The sequence below is a fragment of the Streptomyces sp. NPDC089799 genome (assembly GCF_040684755.1).
Classification (GTDB): Bacteria; Actinomycetota; Actinomycetes; order Streptomycetales; family Streptomycetaceae; genus Streptomyces.
Genome location: NZ_JBFBGR010000008.1, coordinates 227,564 through 245,334 on the forward strand (window position 1 = coordinate 227,564; position 17,771 = coordinate 245,334).

Below are 17,771 nucleotides of genomic sequence, written 5' to 3' on the forward strand. Positions count from 1 at the left end.
CGTTGCCGTTCCCGCTCATGAGCTCAGTGCCCTCCCCAGGGCCCTGCGTGCCAGCACCGACACCGTCCGCCGCAGCTGCAGGACACCTGCCGGGACCGGGTCGCCCTGGTCGGGCACGCAGGCCGCCGCGACGTAGTCGCCGAACGCCTCCAGCGCCTCCGGCGCGAGGGTCCGCTCGGCGTCCCAGTCGATCAGTGAGGCCACCCACTGCTCGGCCTCCAGTGGCCGCAGCGGCATCGGCGCCACCGCGCCCACCGCGATCCGCACCCCGCGCCGCGCCGGGTCGAGCACCAGGCCCACCGAGGCGATGGCGCGGCCCGGCCCGGTCCGGCCGGTGGCCTTGAGGAAGACCTGGGGGGCGTGCAGCAGCGGCACCCGCACGTAGCCGATCAGCTCGCCGGGCCGCAGCATCTCGCGGCCCGCGAGCAGGTGGGAGACCGGGATCTCACGCCGCGCGCCACCCGGCCCGGCGATGATCAGTACGGCTTCCAGCGCGGCCAGCACCGGCAGGGAGTCCCCGGTGGGCGCGCCCGTCACGATGTTGCCGCCGAGGGTGCCGGCGTTGCGGATCTGCGGCGGTCCGGCCGCGCGCGCGGCCGCCGCCAGCGCCGGGATCAGCGCGGCGAAGTCGGGCCGGCCCATCCGGGCGTGCGTGAGGCCGGCGCCGAGCAGTGCGTGCCCGTCCTGGTACTGCCAGCCGCGGATCTCGTTGATCCGCCCGAGGCCGACCAGTCCGGCCGGGCGCAGCAGCCCGGCGTTCACGGCCGCCATCAGGTCGGTTCCGCCCGCCACGGGTACGGCCGCGGGCATGGCGGCGAGAGCGTCGACGGCTTCGTCGAGCGAGCCGGGCAGCATGACGGACTGCGTCACCGGCTGCGCCGCCTGCGGTGCGTGAGTGGTCAACCCAGCTGCCCCTTCCCGATGTCCCGGCGCTCACGGCTGTTGCGCCGTACGGTACGTGCTCACAGCCGGGACGTGGCAACTCTGGCACATCTTCCGCACCGCCCCGGCGCGAGGGTGGCCCGGGCGCCCCCCGGAGGGCTCCGGTCCGGTCCGCCCCGCGCCGGCGTGGAAGAAAGGTCCCTTTTCTGCGGTTTTCCTTTGGTCGGAACCGACTTGCGGGGAGACGGCGGGAACAGAACTGGTTGCCGGAGTCACACGATCGGGGGCGGCCCTTCGACCGGGCGTCCGAGCACTCCGGGCCGCCGCTGCCACGGGAGCGGACCCTGCGGCCGCCGGTAGTCGACCCCCAGCGCGTCCAGCCGGGCGTAGTGCGCCCCCATGCGCCGCTCGAAGCCGGGCCAGTCCCGCCGGGACGGCTCCGGCAGCTCCGACCAGACCGTCTCCGCGAAGGCCGCGAGCCGTGGGAACACCTGGTAGTCCACCCGCGCCTGGTTCTCCGTCACCTCGGTCCACATGTTGGCCTGCGCGCCCAGCACCCGGGCGGCCGCCGCCTCCGACAAGCCCGGCGGAACCGGCTCGAACCGGTACACGTCCTCCAGGGTGCGCACGTAGCCGATCGGCACCGGCTCGTCCGCCCCGGCGTCCTGACGGTGGTCCAGGTACACCTGCTGCTCGGGGCACATCACCACGTCGTGGCCCGCCTCGGCGGCCGTGATGCCGCCCGCGTACCCGCGCCAGGAGGACACCGCGGCACCCTCGGCGAGCCCGCCCTGGAGGATCTCGTCCCAGCCGATCAGGCGGCGGCCCCGGTCGGCCAGCCAGCGGTCGAAGTGCCGGATGAACCAGGACTGGAGGCCGTCCTCGCCGTCCACGCCCAGCTCGCGGATCCGCTGCTGCGCGGTCCTGGACCGCTGCCACTGCGTCCTGGGGCATTCGTCGCCACCGACGTGCACGAACGGCGAGACCTCCGCCGGGAACAGCTCCAGCAGCTCCTCGAAGACGCCCTCGTAGAAGCGCAGTACGGGCTCGGTCGGGGCGAGCACGTGCTCGCTGATGCCCCAGTCGTCCCACACCTCCGGCGGGACCGTGCCGGTCACGTCGGTGTTGCCCAGCTCCGGGTACGCGGCGATCGCGGCCTGCGAGTGGCCGGGTATGTCGATCTCGGGGACCACCCGGATGTGCCGTTCGGCGGCGTGGGCGACGATCTCCCGGATGTCGTCCTGGGTGTAGAAGCCGCCGTGCGGGGTCTCGTTCCACAGCGGCGACGCCCGGTGGCCCCTGCGGCTGCGCGGCCGCCAGGCGCCGACGGAGGTCAGGCGGGGGTGGCGCCGGATCTCGACCCGCCAGCCCTGGTCGTCCGTCAGGTGCAGGTGCAGCACGTTCAGCTTGTGCGCGGCGAGCAGGTCCAGGTAGCGCAGCACCCCGTCCTTGGGCATGAAGTGCCGGGCCACGTCGAGCATCATGCCGCGCCAGCCGAAGCGCGGGCCGTCCCGGACGTCGCCGATGGGGAGGGTCCAGGTCCGGCGGTCCCGGCTCAGCGGTGCGTTCCGGTACGCATCGGGCCCGAGCAGCTGACGGAACGTCTGGGCCGCCCAGAACAACCCGGCGGGATCGGCGCCTTCCAGCAGCACCCCGCGGTCCGTCACGTGGACCTCGTGCCACTCCGGGCCGAGCGTCCGCGCGAGGTCGGGGCGCAGGGCCAGCCATACCGCCTGCCGCACGCCCTCCGGCGCCCCGCCGGGGCCCGTCTCCGGACGGCCCGCCTCAGGATCAGCCGGCGAGGGCTCGGCGGGGGAGGGCACTGCCGGGGCGGGCAGGTCCCAGCCCGTGGCCGCGCCGATCTCGCGGCGGATCCAGGCGGCCGTGGACCCGGTGCCGGGTCCGGCGACGAGCAGCGGATCGGTGAGCCCGGCCAGGCGCGTGCCGCCGTCGGCGAACCGGGCGTACCGGGGTGCGGGGATCAGGTCCATGGACGGGCAGCCCTTCGCGGCGGGGTCGTTGGGCACCGCGGCGCACCACGGGGTTCCGCGGCGCGGGCGGCACAGGTCTGAACCTATGCCGCGCCCGTCCGGCCCGGACAGCCCTTGGACGGCGAAGGCGTCCGGTGCGGCGAAGGGCCCGGTGCGCCGGCGTAGGTCCTGGGTGAGTCCGGGAAGGTCCCGGGTGCGTCCGGGTGCGTCCGGGAAGGTCCCGGGTGCGTCGGCGAAGTGCCCCGGCACGTCCGGAAGGGCCCGGGTGCGGCAAAGGCCCCCGGCGCGCGCGTGCGCACACCGGGGGCCTCGGTCCCGCGGGACACGGGGCGGAGCCCCGTGCCGGGCCGGCTGCCGGACTACTTGTCCTTGCCGCCCTTGCCCTTGTCCTTGTCCCCGCCCGGGCCCATGGACTCGTAGATCTCCTTGCAGAGCGGGCAGACCGGGTACTTCTTCGGATCACGGCCCGGCACCCACACCTTGCCGCAGAGCGCCACGACGGGAGTCCCTTCGAGGGCGCTCGCCATGATCTTGTCCTTCTGGACGTAGTGGGCGTAGCGCTCGTGGTCGCCGTCGCCGTGAGAGACCTGCGGCGTCGGCTCGACGAGGGTCCCGGTGCCAGTCCCGCGGTCGGGCTCAAGAGTGCTCATGCAGCCAGGGTACCGACCCGCGCCGGACTCAGTTCAGCGACGGGTCGTCCGGGTAGGTGGCGACCATGGCGAGTTCGCTGCGCTGGCGGCGCAGCACCGCCCGCCACAGCCTTTCCGGGTCCGGGAAGGAGATGTCGCCCGGCTCGGACTCCACCACGTACCAGGCTCCGTCGCCGAGCTCGTCCTCCAGCTGGCCGGGGCCCCAGCCGGAGTAGCCGGCGAAGATCCGCAGGCAGCCCAGGGCTCCGGAGAGCAGTTCCGGCGGGGCCTCCAGGTCGACCAGGCCGATCGCACCGTGCACGCGTCTCCAGCCGACCGGGCCCTCCTCCCCCGGGATGACGGCGATGCCGAGGGCGGAGTCGAGGGCGACCGGGCCGCCCTGGAAGACCACGCCCGGGTCACCGGCCAGTGCGGCCCAGGGCATCAGTATGTCGCCGACGCCCACCGGGGTCGGGCGGTTGAGGACCACGCCGAGCGAGCCCTGCTCGTCGTGGTCGAGCAGCAGGACCACCGCGCGGTCGAAGTTCGGGTCCGCGAGCGCGGGTGTGGCGACGAGCAGCCGCCCGGTGAGGGAGGACACCTCGGTCATGCGGCCATGATCCCCCATGTTCGGCGTTCCCGGGGAGTCGGAGTCGGGCTTGCCTCGCGGGCGGGTACGGGCGCACCGCAGCAGCGGGGAGCGCGTGCCGGGCGTGCGAACGGGTGACGTGTGGGAATACCTGCGGAAGGCCACCCTCCGCCATTTCCCGGGCACGGAGGGTGCTGTGCCGAATTCATGACAGTCCTACGGCCGCGTCAGCCTTACGAACAGGGGGGTTTCGCCCCTTACCCTTACCTCTGATCCCCTGCCCCTAGTCTCCCTGGCTCGTCCGGGGGGCCCATCGGAACGCGAGATTCATGACCGGCACTGACAGTCACGACGACGTACTGCTCGTCCACGGCGGGACCCCGCTCGAGGGCGAGATCCGTGTCCGCGGCGCGAAGAACCTCGTGCCGAAGGCCATGGTCGCCGCCCTGCTCGGCAGTGAACCCAGCCGGCTGCGCAACGTGCCGGACATCCGTGACGTTCGGGTCGTCCGCGGTCTGCTGCAGCTGCACGGCGTGACGGTCCGCCCCGGCGAGGAGCCGGGCGAGCTGGTGCTCGACCCGACCCACGTGGAGAGCGCCAACGTCGCGGACATCGACGCGCACGCGGGTTCCTCCCGCATCCCGATCCTGTTCTGCGGCCCGCTGCTGCACCGGCTCGGCCACGCCTTCATCCCCGGTCTCGGCGGCTGCGACATCGGCGGGCGGCCGATCGACTTCCACTTCGACGTGCTGCGGCAGTTCGGCGCGACCATCGAGAAGCGCGAGGGCGGCCAGTACCTGGAGGCCCCGCAGCGGCTGCGCGGCTGCAAGATCCGCCTGCCCTACCCCTCGGTCGGCTCGACCGAGCAGGTGCTACTGACGGCGGTGCTGGCCGAGGGCGTCACCGAGCTGGCCAACGCGGCGGTGGAGCCGGAGATCGAGGACCTCATCTGCGTGCTGCAGAAGATGGGCGCCATCATCTCCATGGACACCGACCGGACGATCCGGATCACCGGTGTCGACCGCCTCGGCGGCTACAACCACAAGGCGCTCCCGGACCGTCTGGAGGCCGCTTCGTGGGCTTCCGCGGCGCTGGCGACCGGCGGCAACATCTACGTGCGCGGCGCCCAGCAGCGCTCGATGATGACCTTCCTGAACACCTACCGCAAGGTGGGTGGCGCCTTCGAGATCGACGACGACGGCATCCGCTTCTGGCACCCGGGCGGCCCGCTGAAGGCGATCGCGCTGGAGACGGACGTGCACCCCGGCTTCCAGACCGACTGGCAGCAGCCGCTGGTGGTCGCCCTCACCCAGGCCACCGGCCTCTCCATCGTCCACGAGACGGTCTACGAGTCCCGGCTGGGCTTCACCGAGGCGCTCAACCAGATGGGTGCTCACATCCAGCTGTACCGCGAGTGCCTGGGCGGCTCGGCCTGCCGCTTCGGCCAGCGCAACTTCCTGCACTCCGCGGTCGTCTCCGGCCCCACCAAGCTGCAGGGCGCCGACCTGGTCATCCCCGACCTGCGCGGCGGCTTCTCGTACCTGATCGCGGCCCTGGCCGCCGAGGGCACCTCGCGGGTCCACGGCATCGACCTGATCAACCGCGGCTACGAGAACTTCATGGAGAAACTCGTGGAACTCGGCGCGAAGGTCGAGCTCCCCGGCGGCGACCTGGTCTGACGACCGCTCCGCTCCACCCCCCGCACCACCCGACGATGGCCCCGAACCCGGGGCCATCGCCGTTTCCGCAGCCACCTCGCCCCGACACGGCCACCGTCGACGACACCCCGCCCCTGCTGGGGGTCCGGGGGTCATCCCCCGGGAAGACACAGCATGGAGAAGCTCGTGGAACTCGGCGCGAAGGTCGAGCTCCCCGGCGGCGACCTGGTCTGACGACCGCTCCGCTCCACCCCCCGCACCACCCGACGATGGCCCTGCCCCCGGGGCCATCGCCGTTTCCGCGGCCACCGGCACGCCGAAGGGCGGCCACCCCATCCGGGGTGGCCGCCCTTCGCAGTACTGCGTACTTCTGGCCAGAGGCCAACAAGGACGAGACTTACTTGCCCTTGGCGGCTTCCTTGAGCTTGGAGCCCGCGGAGACCTTCACGCTGTAGCCGGCCGGGATCTGGATGGGGTCGCCGGTCTGCGGGTTGCGAGCGGTGCGAGCGGCACGGTGGGTGCGCTCGAAGGTCAGGAAGCCGGGGATGGTGACCTTCTCGTCGCCCTTGGCGACGACCTCGCCGATGGTCTCGGCGAGAGCGGCCAGAACGGCGTCGGCGTCCTTGCGGGTCACCTCGGCGCGCTCGGACAGAGCGGCCACCAGCTCACTGCGGTTCATGTTGTACTCCCGTGTTCAACTTGCCTATGAGGCGTGCCACGCGGCAGAGCCGCATGTTTGGCACCAGCGAAGCCGATGCTGCCAGGGCCCTCGGACAGTCCCCGGACCCGGGTCTGCCGTCAGACCCTCGCGCCACAGTCACGCATCCTGCCCCCACCAGCGGCGGGAAAGCGAATCCGGCACCCGCCAGGGTCACACGAAAAGCGCCACAGTCACGCCACCGTGACGCTCCGTCCGCACCAGTGGGAGGGCTCGGGGATGCGGACCGCTGACCTCGCGGGCATCGCCGCAACCCTAGAGGCGTGTCAACGGCCCCGCATCCCGCGACGCGCCGGATCAGGCGGACGTGGGGCCCGTCACAGCGGCGGTGGCGGCCTTCCGGACGGCACCCGCGACCGCACCGGCCACCTTGTCGTTGAACACCGAAGGAATGATGTAGTTCGCGTTCAGCTCGTCCTCGCCGACCACGTCCGCGAGCGCGCTCGCCGCCGCCAGCATCATGTCCGTGTTGACCGTCCGGGACTGCGCGTCCAGCAGGCCGCGGAAGACGCCCGGGAAGACGAGGACGTTGTTGATCTGGTTCGGGAAGTCGGAGCGGCCGGTGGCCACGACGGCCGCCGTCTGGCGGGCGACGGCCGGGTCCACCTCGGGGTCCGGGTTCGCGAGCGCGAACACGATGGCGCCCTCGGCCATGGCCGCGACGTCCTCGCCGCCGAGCACGTTCGGGGCGGAGACGCCGATGAACACGTCGGCGCCGACCACGGCCTCCTTGAGGGTGCCGGTGTAGCCCTCGGGGTTGGTGTTCTCGGCGATCCAGCGCAGCGGGGAGTCCGCGGCGGCGTCGACCAGGTCGGTGCGGCCCGCGTGCACGACGCCGTGCACGTCGGCCACCACGGCGTTCTTCACACCGGCCGAGAGCAGCAGCTTCAGGATGGCCGTACCGGCCGCGCCGGCGCCGGACATGACGACCTTGACGTCGCCGATGGCCTTGCCCACCACGCGCAGGGCGTTGGTGAGGGCGGCCAGCACCACGATCGCGGTGCCGTGCTGGTCGTCGTGGAAGACGGGGATGTCCAGGGCCTCGCGGAGCCGCGCCTCGATCTCGAAGCAGCGGGGCGCGGAGATGTCCTCCAGGTTGATGCCGGCGAAGCCGGGGGCGATCGCCTTGACGATCGCGACGATCTCGTCGGAGTCCTGGGTGTCCAGGCAGATCGGCCAGGCGTCGATGCCGGCGAACCGCTTGAAGAGGGCCGCCTTGCCCTCCATGACCGGCAGCGCGGCCTTGGGGCCGATGTTGCCGAGGCCGAGCACGGCCGACCCGTCGGTAACGACTGCGACGGAGTTGCGCTTGATGGTGAGGCGGCGCGCGTCCTCGGGGTTCTCGGCGATCGCCATGCACACGCGGGCCACGCCCGGGGTGTAGATCATGGAGAGGTCGTCACGGTTGCGGATGGGGTGCTTGGCCGCCATCTCGATCTTGCCGCCGAGGTGCATCAGGAAGGTGCGGTCGGAGACCTTGCCGAGCGCGACCCCCTCGATGCCGCGCAGCTTCTCGACGATCTCGTCGGCGTGCGCGGTGGACGTGGCCGCGATGGTGACGTCGATACGGAGCTTCTCGTGGCCGGATGCGGTCACGTCGAGGCCGGTCACCGAACCACCGGAAGATTCCACGGCGGTGGTGAGCTGGGATACCGCGGTTCCGCTCGCGGGCACCTCCAGGCGGACCGTCATCGAGTACGAGACGCTGGGCGCCGTTGCCATGACCGGTTTCCTCTGCTTTCCCTGTGATCACTGTGCGGGCCCCGCCACACGGTCGGCATGGCAGGACCTGTTGTCCGATCGTCCCACCTACCGGCTGGTACAAGGTAACCAGCTACAAATTTCGGAAAGACACTTCCACCATACGAGATTTGCCGGGGGGTGTGAAGGGTGGGGTCACACAAAACAGGTCCGCGCCCTCCGACTGCGGAGGGCGCGGACCTGTAGGAAAAACCAACGATCAGTGGCACCGACCCGCCATGCTCGCCTCGCGGCAAGTGGTCGCTCTAGGCGACGAAGGTTGGGCCCGGGGGCTTGGATCGAGCCGGTGCCGTACCCAGGCTAACAAAGGATCGCGCGATGTGATCCCCCCTGGGCGGGTTGACCCGTTCCACCACGCGCCTGGCCGCGGGCCATCCGGGCCCGTGGCCAGGCGCACGGCCCCGCGCGGGCGGCCGCGCGGGCGGCGGGCCGTCCCGGTCCGGTGCCCGCCGGTCCCGGGTCAGCCCCCTGTCAGTCCCGCAGCAGGGCCGGTACGCCGTCCTCCGGGGCGTCGCGGCCGGTGGACACCACCGTCAGCTGCTGGGTGGCGCGGGTCAGGGCGACGTACAGCACCCGCAGGCCCGCGGGGGACTCCTGGGCGATCTCGGCCGGGGAGACCACCACCGTGGCGTCGTACTCCAGGCCCTTGGCCTCCAGGCTGCCCAGCGCCACGGCGCGGCCGCCCAGGTCGGCCAGCCACCGCGCGGCCTCGGCCCGGCGGTTCATGGCGACGACCACGCCCACCGTGCCGTCCACCTGGTCCAGCAGCCGGCGGGTCTCCTCGCGCACGGTCTCCGCCAGGTCACCGCCCTCGGCCAGGGCGGTGAAGCGGGGCCGCAGTCCGGTGGAGCGGACCGCCGTGGGCGGTTCCATCCCGGGCATGGCCTGCGCCAGCACCTTCGCCGCCAGCTCGGCGATCTCCGCCGGGTTGCGGTAGTTCACGGTCAGCGTGAAGCGCCGGCGCGGACGGCTGCCCAGCGCCTCGTCGCGGGCCGCGGCCGCCTCGTCCGGGTCGGTCCAGGAGGACTGCGCCGGGTCGCCGACCACGGTCCAGGTGCCGTGGCGGCCGCGCCGGCCCACCATCCGCCACTGCATCGGCGTCAGGTCCTGCGCCTCGTCCACGATCACGTGCGCGTAGTCGACCCGTTCGGCCGCGAGCCGCTCGGCCCGCTCCCGCTGGGTCTCCTCGCGCTGCGGCATCAGCTCCTCCAGCCCGCTGAGCTGGTCGAGCGGGTCGAGCTCGCGCTTCCGCTTCGGCCGGGCCGGCGCGCCGAGCAGCATCTGCAGTTCGTCGAGCAGGGCCACGTCGTGCACGGACAGCGCGTCGCGGCGCAGCGAGCGGGCCAGCTGCCGGGTTTCGCGCGGGTTCAGCACCCGCCGGGTCCAGCGGCCCAGCCGGCGCTCGTCGGCCATCGCCGCGAGCACCCCGCGCGGGGTCAGCTCGGGCCACCAGGCGTTCAGGAAGTCGAGGAACACGTCCTCCGTCGAGATGTCCTCGTCGAAGGCGGAGCGCAGCTCGGCGGCCAGCTCGGGGTCGGAGTGGCGGCCGGCGCCGCCGGACTTCTGCCACAGCGCGTCCAGCAGCAGCCGGCGGGCCCGCGGGCGGAGCAGGTTGACCGGGGCGGTGCCGCCCAGCACGGTCTGCCGGATGCGGCCCAGCTCGTCCGCGTCCAGCTCCTGGCGCCGCCCGAAGGCGACCACCCGCAGGCTGTCCGGAGCGCGGCCGGCCGGCCCGCCGAGCTCCAGGGCCCCCCGTACGGCCTTGCGCAGCACCTTCAGCATCCGCGAGGAGCCCTTGATCCGGGACACGGCCGGCTCGTCGTACGCCGTCGCCTCCGCGCCGTCGACCAGCGAGCCGAGCGCGCGGATCGCCACCTGGCCCTCCTCGCCGAGCGAGGGCAGGACGCCCTCGGTGTAGGCGACGAGCAGCGGGGTCGGGGAGACGATCAGGATGCCCCCGGCGTACCGGCGGCGGTCCTGGTAGAGCAGGTAGGCGGCGCGGTGCAGGGCCACGGCCGTCTTTCCGGTGCCGGGGCCGCCGGACACCTCGGCCACGGAGGCGGCGGGGGCCCGGATGACCAGGTCCTGCTCGGCCTGGATGGAGGAGACGATGTCCCGCATGGTGTGCGTGCGGGCCCGGCCGAGGGCGGCCATCAGCGCGCCGTCGCCGATGGAGGGCAGCTCCTCGCCGTCGAGGAAGGCGGTCACCTCGGGGCGCATCAGGTCGTCCTCGACTCCGAGCACCCTGCGGCCCTTGGAGCGGATGACGCGGCGGCGGACGACGCGGCCGGGCTCCTTGGGGGTGGAGCGGTAGAACGGCGCGGCGGCGGGCGCGCGCCAGTCGATCACCAGCGGGGAGTAGTCGGCGTCGAGGACGCCGATCCGGCCGATGTGGAGGGTTTCGGCGATGTCGGCGGTGAGGTCCGGGCGGATGGCGTCCTCGGCCGGCGCGACGGAGGTGTAGGCCCCGTCCGGACCGCGTTCCCCGTCCTTGCCGAGCACCAGGTCGACCCGGCCGAAGAGGAAGTCCTCGAACTCGTTGTTGAGGCGGTTCAGGTGGATCCCGGCCCGGTAGACCTGGGCGTCGCGCTCGGCGAGCGCGCCCGGAGTACCGACCTGGCCGCGCTTGGCCGCGTCGTTCATCAGGAACTCCGCCTCGTGGATCTTCTCCTCGAGGCGGCGGTACACCTGGTCCAGATGACTCTGTTCGACCGCGATCTCTCGATCGCGGAGGGACTCCGCCGTGCTGTCGACAGCGTCGACAGCGGCATCCTGCGCGGCCACCAAGGCCCCTTTCTGACGTGCATGGGCGACCGTCAACCGTACGCGAACCGGCGGGGTCTCCGCACTCCGGTTCAAAAGGACCGGTACGCCGCCAGGCCCTGTCCGGCCCTGATCCGCCGGACGGGCCCTAGCCCACCCGGGCGGCGAGGGCGCGGCGGCGGTGCCGGGCGACCCGTTCGCGGTTCCCGCAGATCTCGCTGCTGCACCAGCGGCGGCGGTGGCCGCGGGAGGTGTCCAGGTAGACCCGGGTGCAGCCGTCGCCCTCGCAGGTCCGCAGCAGGGCCCGGTCGCCCGGATCGGTGAGGAGCTCGACGGCGTCCCGGGCGACGGCGGCCAGCAGCGCCCCGCGTTCCACACCGCCCCGCAGCGCGCGCACGAGGTGCCCGTCCCCGTCGCGTACGGCACACAGGCCGGGCGGCGGCCCGGCTGCCGCGGAGTTCACCCGCGCGAGGGCGGTGTCCTCGGGCACGCTGCCGGCCAGCTCGGCCCGCACCAGGACGCGCAGGTCCGCGCGCAGGTCCCGGAAGGGCGGCAGCCAGCCCTCGTCGACCCCGGCGAGGGGGGTCCCGTACGGCACCAGTCCGGCACCGGTGAGCCACATCCGCAGTTCCGCGCCGTCCCGGAGCTCCTCGGGAGGCCCGAAGGTGCCGACCAGGTCCAGGCAGAGCCGCCCGGAGTCGAACCACATGCCCCCAGAGTGCCCCCGCCCCGCCCCGCGGGGAAGCCCCCGTGCGGGGCCTCTGCGGAGCGGCGCTAGGACCTGTCCGACCCTGATCCGCCGGACAGGCCCCGGACCGCGTACGGCGGGTCGTCGTGGAGGAGGCGCTGGAAGAGGTGGTGGTCGCGCCAGGCGCCGTTGATGTGGAGGTAGCGGGGGGCGGTTCCGTAGCGCTCGAAGCCGGCCTTGGCGAGGACCCGCTGGGAGGCGTGGTTGTCGGTGAGGGTGCCGGCCTCGACGCGGTGCAGGCCGACCTCGTCGCGGGCGATCCGGAGCACCTCCTCGACGGCCGCGTACGCCAGGCCCCGGCCGCGCCACGCCCGGTCCACCCAGTAGCCGATGCCGCCGCTGCAGAGCGGGCCGTGCGTGATGGTGCCGAGGTTGACGGCGCCGACCACTTCCTCGCCTTGGTCGCCGTGGCCTCCGTGGCCTCCGTGGTCGCCGTGGCCTCCGTGGACCAGCAGGTACGGCCGCATCCGGCCGCCGTCCCGCTCCGCGAGCATGCCGTCGATGCGGGCGCGCTGCCCGGCCGCGGTGTAGAAGGCGTCCGGCCGGTCCGGCTCCACGGCCCGCATGTTCGCGCGGTTCCGCGCCAGCGCGTCGGCCAGGGCCCCGGCGTCGTCGGCCCGCAGGTCCCGCATCTCCACCCCGTCGATGATCATCCGGGCACGTTAGCCCGGATCAGCGGGCACCCGCCCGCAGATCGCCGTACTTCGCCTCCGAGGACGGGTCCAGCGAGAGCCGGTAGCCGCGCTTGACCACCGTCTGGATCAGCTTCGGCGCGCCCAGGGCCGCACGCAGCCGGGCCATCGCCGTCTCCACGGCGTGCTCGTCGCGGCCCGCGCCGGGCAGGGCGCGCAGCAGGTCCGCGCGGGAGACCACCCAGCCCGGGCGCCGGGCCAGCGCCCGCAGCAGGGACATCCCGGCCGGCGGCACCGGACGCAGTTCGCCGTCCAGCAGCACCGCGTGCCCGCGGAGCTCCAGCCAGTGCCCGGCCACCCTCAGCCGGCGGGCCCGCGCGGGCAGTTCCTGGCACAGCAGCTGCACCAGCGGGCCCAGCCGGAACCGGTCCGGCTGGACGGTGTCCACGCCCCGCGCCTGCAGCGGCAGCGCGGTGACCGGCCCCACGCAGGCGGCCAGCACCCCGCCCCGCAGCGCGGCCAGGACCTCCTCGCCCATCCCCCGCTGCTCCGCCCGCGCCAGCAGCGAGGCCGCGGCCGGCGCCGAGGTGAAGCTGACCGCGTCCACCCCGCCCGCGGCCACCGCGTCCAGCAGCCGGTCCAGCGGGCCGGGGTCCTCCGGGGCCATCCACCGGTACACGGGGACGACGACCACGTCGGCCCCGCCCTCCCGCAGCGCCTCGACGAAGCCCGGCAGCGGTTCGCCGTGCAGCTGGAGCGCCACCCTCCGGCCGGCCACCCCGGCCGTCAGCATCCGGTCCAGCACCTCGGCGAGGGACTCCGACTCCGGCGACCACGCCTCGGCCAGCCCGGCCGCCCGGATCGCGCCCCGCACCTTGGGCCCGCGCGCCAGGAGTTCGGACCCGCGCACCCGGGCCAGCAGTTCCTCCCCGACGCCCCAGCCCTCGGCCGCCTCGATCCACCCGCGGAAGCCGATGGCGGTGGTGGCGACGACCACGTCCGGGGCGCGGCGGATGAGTTCCTTGGTGGCGGCGAGGAGTTCGCCGTCGTCGGCGAGCGGCACGATCCGCAGGGCCGGGGCGTGCAGCACGGCCGCGCCGCGCCGCCGCAGCAGGGCGATCAGGTCGTCGGCCCGGCGTGCCGCGGTGACCCCGACGGTGAAGCCGGAGAGCGGGCCGGGGCCGTCGGCCGTCGGCGCGGAGGCCGTCCGGCCGGCAGGACGGTGGGCGGCGTCGGTCTGGGCGTCGGTCTGGGCGTCGGTCTGGGCGTCGGTCTGGGCGTCGATCATCGTGACCTGCCTCGTGGTGCATGTCGGGGGGGCGGTACGGCGGGAAACCGCGGTCCGAGCCTGCCAAGCGGGCATGTCGGGCTCGGTTCACGATCGTTTCGCGCCGGTTACACCGCCCGTCCACTACACGGACGTGAGCTGCGGCTTCGCCCCGCCGTCCGCGGCCTCCGCCGCCACCCCGCCGCCGGCCTGGGCCGCAGCGGGCCGCCGAAGGTATACCGCCCAGGTGACCGCGCCGCACGCCGCGTAGAAGCCGAGGAAGGTGACGAACGCCGCCGTCCCGGACCCCGAGCTCAGGAACGCCTCCCGGAACACCAGGTTGATGCCCAGTCCGCCGAGCGCGCCGACCGCGCCGATGATGCCCATCGACGCCCCGCTCAGCCGCCGCCCGTACGCCGCGGCCGCCTCCCCGTCCATCCCCCGGGCCACCGCCTTCGCCTGGAAGATGCCGGGGATCATCTTGTACGTCGAGCCGTTGCCGAGCCCGCTGAGCACGAACAGCGCCACGAACCCGGCCAGGAACACCGGCAGCGACTCGCGCACCGAGGCCAGCAGCACCACCCCGGTGGCCGCCGCCATCCCCGCGAACGTCCCCAGCGTGATCCGGGCCCCGCCGAGGCGGTCCGCGAGGCGACCGCCCACCGGCCGGATCAGCGAACCGAGCAGCGGCCCCAGGAAGGTCAGCGAGGCGGCCTGCAGCGGGGTCCGCCCGAACTGGGTCTGCAGCACCAGCCCGAAGGCGAAGGAGTAGCCGATGAAGGAGCCGAACGTGCCGACGTAGAGGAAGGCCATGATCCAGGTGTGGCCGTCGCGGAGGCTCTCGCGGACCGCGCCGGAGTCGTTCCGGACCGGCGCCAGGTTGTCCATGCGCAGCCAGGCCAGTGCGGCCGCGACCACGATCAGCGGGAGGTAGGCGGCGAGCAGCACCCGCGGGTGCCCGGCGCCGGCGGTGCCGATGACCAGCAGGCCGGCCAGCTGGACCACCGGCACGCCGATGTTCCCGCCGCCGGCGTTCAGCCCGAGCGCCCACCCCTTGAGCCGCAGCGGGAAGAAGGCGTTGATGTTGGTCATGGAGGAGGCGAAGTTGCCGCCGCCGACCCCGGTCAGCGCGGCGACCAGCAGGAAGGTCCCGTACGAGGTGCCCGGTTCCAGCACGACCAGCGCGGCGAGGGTCGGCACGAGCAGCAGCAGGGCGCTGAACACCGTCCAGTTGCGCCCCCCGAACCGGGCCACCGCGAAGGTGTACGGCACCCGGACGAAGGCCCCGACGAAGGTGGCCGTGCCGATCAGGAAGAACTTCCCTGCCGGGTCCACCCCGTACTCGGGGCCCATGAACAGCACCAGCACGGACCACATGGTCCAGATGGAGAAGCCGATGTGCTCGGAGAACACCGAGTACACGAGGTTGCGCCGGGCGGTGCGCTCCCCGCTCTCCCGCCAGAAGACCTCGTCCTCCGGCTCCCACCGCTCGATCCAGCGGCCCCCGGTCCGGGGGGCCTTCGGCTGAGTTGCGGTCATCACGCCTCCACAGCTGTCGCGTCCGTGGAATCGACCGTAGGGACGGCGCGTTTCGGGCCCGGTCCCCGTCCGGTGACCGCCGCGCAACCTTGCTCTCACCCGCCGCCCGGACCGGATGTGAGCGGTTCCGGCCACCAGCTGTCCTGCGGTACGGCCAGCCAGCCGTGTACGGCGGCCAGTTCGGCGGCGGCTTCGCGCAGCGCGTCCAGGCCGGGGTGGCGCAGGCCCTGCCGCCAGACCATGGACAGCGGGGACAGCGGCACCGGGTCCACCAGGGGGCGTTTCACGCTGCCCGGCAGGTCCGCGAAGTCCACCGTCACCAGGACGGGGTTGCGGGTCTTGGCCATCACCCGGCGGAACTCCTCCTTGCCGACGGCGACCGGTGCGGGCGGCGCGATGCCGATGCCCCTCCCCGCGAACAGGTCCTCGGCCAGCGAGGTCCATTCCAGGGTGCGGGGGTTGCCGGCCCCCGCGTACACGGTCTCCCCCGCGAGCGCGGACAGCGGGACCGCCGGTGCCGCGGCCAGCGGGTGGTCCTCCGGCAGCAGGACGGCCAGCGGCTCGTACCGGACGGGATGCCGGCCGAGTCCGGTGCGCAGCCGGGCGCCGAGCCCGCCGTACCGGCCGAAGGAGACGTCGAGGCGGCCCGCGAGGATCTCGGCGGCGGCGTGGGTGAGCCCGCTCTCGAAGCGGGCCATCAGCTCGCAGCCGGGGGCCAGTTCGCGTGCCCGCTCCAGGACGGAGCGGGCGGTGCCGGGGCCGTCGGTGTTGAGGTCCACCAGCAGCGGGCGGTCCGCGTCGCGGGCCGGCGCGAAGGCGTCGGCGAGCTCCTCGTGGGCGCCGAGCACCCGCCGGGCGAGCGGCACCAGCCGCTGCCCGTCGGCGGTCAGCTCCACCTGCCGGGTGGTGCGCAGGAACAGCTCCGCGCCGAGCTCCCGCTCCAGTCGGCGCACGTCCCGGCTGAGCGCCTGCTGGGCGACGTAGAGGCGGGCTGCGGCCCTGGTGAAGTGCAGTTCCTCGGCCACGGCGAGGAAGCCGCGCAGCAGGCGGGGGTCGAGATCGCGGTCGGTCACCGCAGGAGATTAACAACGGGAGCGGGTGAATGTCCGCCGGACAGGTGTTGGACGCCTCCCGCCCCCGCACCGGAGCCTGTTGACCATGACCGGCACGACCTCGACCGCACTCCGCGCCCCGTCCGCCTCCTCCGCCGCTGCTCCCTCCACCTCCCCTTCCGGCTCTCCCTCCGGCTCTCCCTACGTCTCCTCTTCCGCCCCCGCGTCCCGGAGCCGCGGCGGCGCGCTGATGGCCGTGACCGGCGGCACCCTGGTGCACGCCGCCCCGCGGCCGGCGGCGCGCCGCCCGCCCGGACCGTACCGGCGGCTGCTCGCCACCCCCGGCGCCCGCGGCTTCACCGCCGGCAACCTGATCGCCCGGCTGCCCATCGGCATGTTCGGGGTGAGCGCGGTGATGATGATCGCCGGTCAGCGGGGCTCGTACGCGCTGGCCGGCGCGGTCACCGCCACCGGCCTGGCCGCCACCGCGCTGGTCGGGCCGTGGACCGCGCGGCTGATCGACCGGCACGGGCAGGCCCGGATCGCGCTTCCCGCCACCCTGATCGCGGTCCTCGGCTGCCTCTCGCTGGTGCTGTGCGTCCGGGCCGGCGCACCCGCGTGGACCCTCTTCGCCTCCTACGCCGCCACCGCGACCACCCCCAACATCGGGGGCATGTCCCGGGCCCGCTGGACGTACCTGCTGCGCGAGGACCCCGGCGCCCGGCACACCGCCATGTCGTTCGAGCAGGCCGCCGACGAAGCCTGCTACATGCTGGGGCCGGTCCTGGCCGCGGCCCTGTGCAGCGGTCTGTTCCCGGAGGCCGGAACGCTCGCCGGGGCGGCCCTGCTGCTCACCGGCATGCTGGTCTTCACCTCCCGGCGGGCCACCGAACCCCCGGTGCTGCCGCGGGTCCACCGCCGCTCCCCGCTGCGCACCCCGGGGACGGCCGCCCTGCTGCTGGTGTTCACGGCCCTGGGGGCCGTCTTCGGCTCCATGGAGATCGCCTCGATCGCGCACCTGGACCGCCTCGGGCTCGGTGCGGCCTCCGGACCGGTGCTCGCGCTGCAGGCGGCCGGGTCCTGCGCGGCCGGCCTGCTCTACGGCACCCTGCGGCCGCGGTCGCTGCGCACCTGCACGGCCGCGCTGGCGGTGGCGATGGCCGGGCCCTTCGCGGCGGCGGCCGCGGGTCCGCTGCCGGTGCTCGGGGCGGCCCTGCTGGTGGCGGGCATGGCCACGGCGCCCACCATGGTCACCGCGATGTCCCTGGTGCACCGGCGGACCCCGCCGGAGCGGCTCAACGAGGGGATGACCCTGGCCGTGACGGCGATCCTCGCCGGGATCGCGGGCGGGGCGGCGGGCGGCGGCTGGGTGGTGGAGCACCTCGGCCCCGGCCTCGCCTACGCGGTCCCGGCGGTGGCGGCGCTGGTCGCCGCCCTCGTGACCGTACCGGCGCAACGGGCCTCCGGCGTACGGGTGACCCAGGTCGCGCCATAGCTGACTCGGTGTCATCATCCGCTTTTACTGGTGGGGGCCTCTCGCCC

General features: G+C 73.9%; 14 protein-coding genes. 2 read left to right on the forward strand and 12 right to left on the reverse strand.

Annotated features, from left to right (window positions below; genetic code table 11):
• Positions 1 to 15 precede the first annotated feature (15 nt).
• From AB0O36_RS11410 to AB0O36_RS11425, 4 genes are all read right to left on the reverse strand, one after another.
• Positions 16 to 903, reverse strand: a complete 888-nt coding sequence (locus AB0O36_RS11410) for an FAD binding domain-containing protein (RefSeq protein ID WP_365107412.1) — start codon at positions 901 to 903, stop codon at positions 16 to 18.
• A 251-nt stretch (positions 904 to 1,154) separates the two neighbouring features.
• The gene (locus AB0O36_RS11415) at positions 1,155 to 2,873 is read right to left on the reverse strand and encodes a beta-N-acetylhexosaminidase (protein WP_365107597.1); all 1,719 of its coding nucleotides are present in this window, start codon (positions 2,871 to 2,873) and stop codon (positions 1,155 to 1,157) included.
• A 359-nt stretch (positions 2,874 to 3,232) separates the two neighbouring features.
• On the reverse strand, positions 3,233 to 3,523 hold the full coding sequence (locus AB0O36_RS11420) for a DUF3039 domain-containing protein (RefSeq protein ID WP_365107415.1): 291 nt from the start codon (positions 3,521 to 3,523) through the stop codon (positions 3,233 to 3,235).
• Between the two features lie 28 nt (positions 3,524 to 3,551).
• Positions 3,552 to 4,112, reverse strand: coding sequence for a YqgE/AlgH family protein (locus AB0O36_RS11425; protein WP_365107418.1), 561 nt, complete (start codon positions 4,110 to 4,112; stop codon positions 3,552 to 3,554).
• A 308-nt stretch (positions 4,113 to 4,420) separates the two neighbouring features.
• Between AB0O36_RS11425 and murA the strand changes: the two genes are divergently transcribed.
• A complete protein-coding gene (murA, locus tag AB0O36_RS11430; RefSeq protein WP_365107421.1) occupies positions 4,421 to 5,770 on the forward strand; it encodes a UDP-N-acetylglucosamine 1-carboxyvinyltransferase in 1,350 nt (449 codons plus the stop codon).
• 376 nt (positions 5,771 to 6,146) lie between these two features.
• Here murA and AB0O36_RS11435 read toward each other — a convergent pair whose 3' ends face one another.
• The 8 genes from AB0O36_RS11435 to AB0O36_RS11470 form a co-directional block, all read right to left on the reverse strand.
• Positions 6,147 to 6,428 carry an HU family DNA-binding protein gene (locus tag AB0O36_RS11435; protein WP_030875040.1) on the reverse strand — a complete coding sequence of 94 codons (282 nt, stop codon included), beginning with the start codon at positions 6,426 to 6,428 and terminating at the stop codon, positions 6,147 to 6,149.
• 336 nt (positions 6,429 to 6,764) lie between these two features.
• Positions 6,765 to 8,189, reverse strand: coding sequence for an NAD-dependent malic enzyme (locus AB0O36_RS11440; protein WP_365107425.1), 1,425 nt, complete (start codon positions 8,187 to 8,189; stop codon positions 6,765 to 6,767).
• A gap of 510 nt (positions 8,190 to 8,699) precedes the next feature.
• Entirely contained in the window at positions 8,700 to 11,012 is a 2,313-nt protein-coding gene (locus tag AB0O36_RS11445) for a UvrD-helicase domain-containing protein (RefSeq protein WP_365107428.1), read from the reverse strand.
• 127 nt (positions 11,013 to 11,139) lie between these two features.
• Positions 11,140 to 11,700, reverse strand: a complete 561-nt coding sequence (locus tag AB0O36_RS11450; protein WP_365107431.1) for a CGNR zinc finger domain-containing protein — start codon at positions 11,698 to 11,700, stop codon at positions 11,140 to 11,142.
• 65 nt (positions 11,701 to 11,765) lie between these two features.
• The gene (locus AB0O36_RS11455; RefSeq protein WP_365107434.1) at positions 11,766 to 12,392 is read right to left on the reverse strand and encodes a GNAT family protein; all 627 of its coding nucleotides are present in this window, start codon (positions 12,390 to 12,392) and stop codon (positions 11,766 to 11,768) included.
• A 19-nt stretch (positions 12,393 to 12,411) separates the two neighbouring features.
• The gene (locus tag AB0O36_RS11460; RefSeq protein WP_365107437.1) at positions 12,412 to 13,659 is read right to left on the reverse strand and encodes a uroporphyrinogen-III synthase; all 1,248 of its coding nucleotides are present in this window, start codon (positions 13,657 to 13,659) and stop codon (positions 12,412 to 12,414) included.
• Between the two features lie 123 nt (positions 13,660 to 13,782).
• Positions 13,783 to 15,177: a nitrate/nitrite transporter gene (locus AB0O36_RS11465; RefSeq protein ID WP_365107439.1), complete on the reverse strand. Its 1,395-nt coding sequence runs from the start codon at positions 15,175 to 15,177 to the stop codon at positions 13,783 to 13,785.
• Positions 15,178 to 15,272: 95 nt separating this feature from the next.
• Positions 15,273 to 16,250, reverse strand: coding sequence for a LysR family transcriptional regulator (locus AB0O36_RS11470; protein WP_365107442.1), 978 nt, complete (start codon positions 16,248 to 16,250; stop codon positions 15,273 to 15,275).
• 229 nt (positions 16,251 to 16,479) lie between these two features.
• On the opposite strand from AB0O36_RS11470, the gene AB0O36_RS11475 reads away from it, so the two are divergent.
• Positions 16,480 to 17,724, forward strand: a complete 1,245-nt coding sequence (locus AB0O36_RS11475; protein WP_365107600.1) for an MFS transporter — start codon at positions 16,480 to 16,482, stop codon at positions 17,722 to 17,724.
• Positions 17,725 to 17,771: the final 47 nt, after the last annotated feature.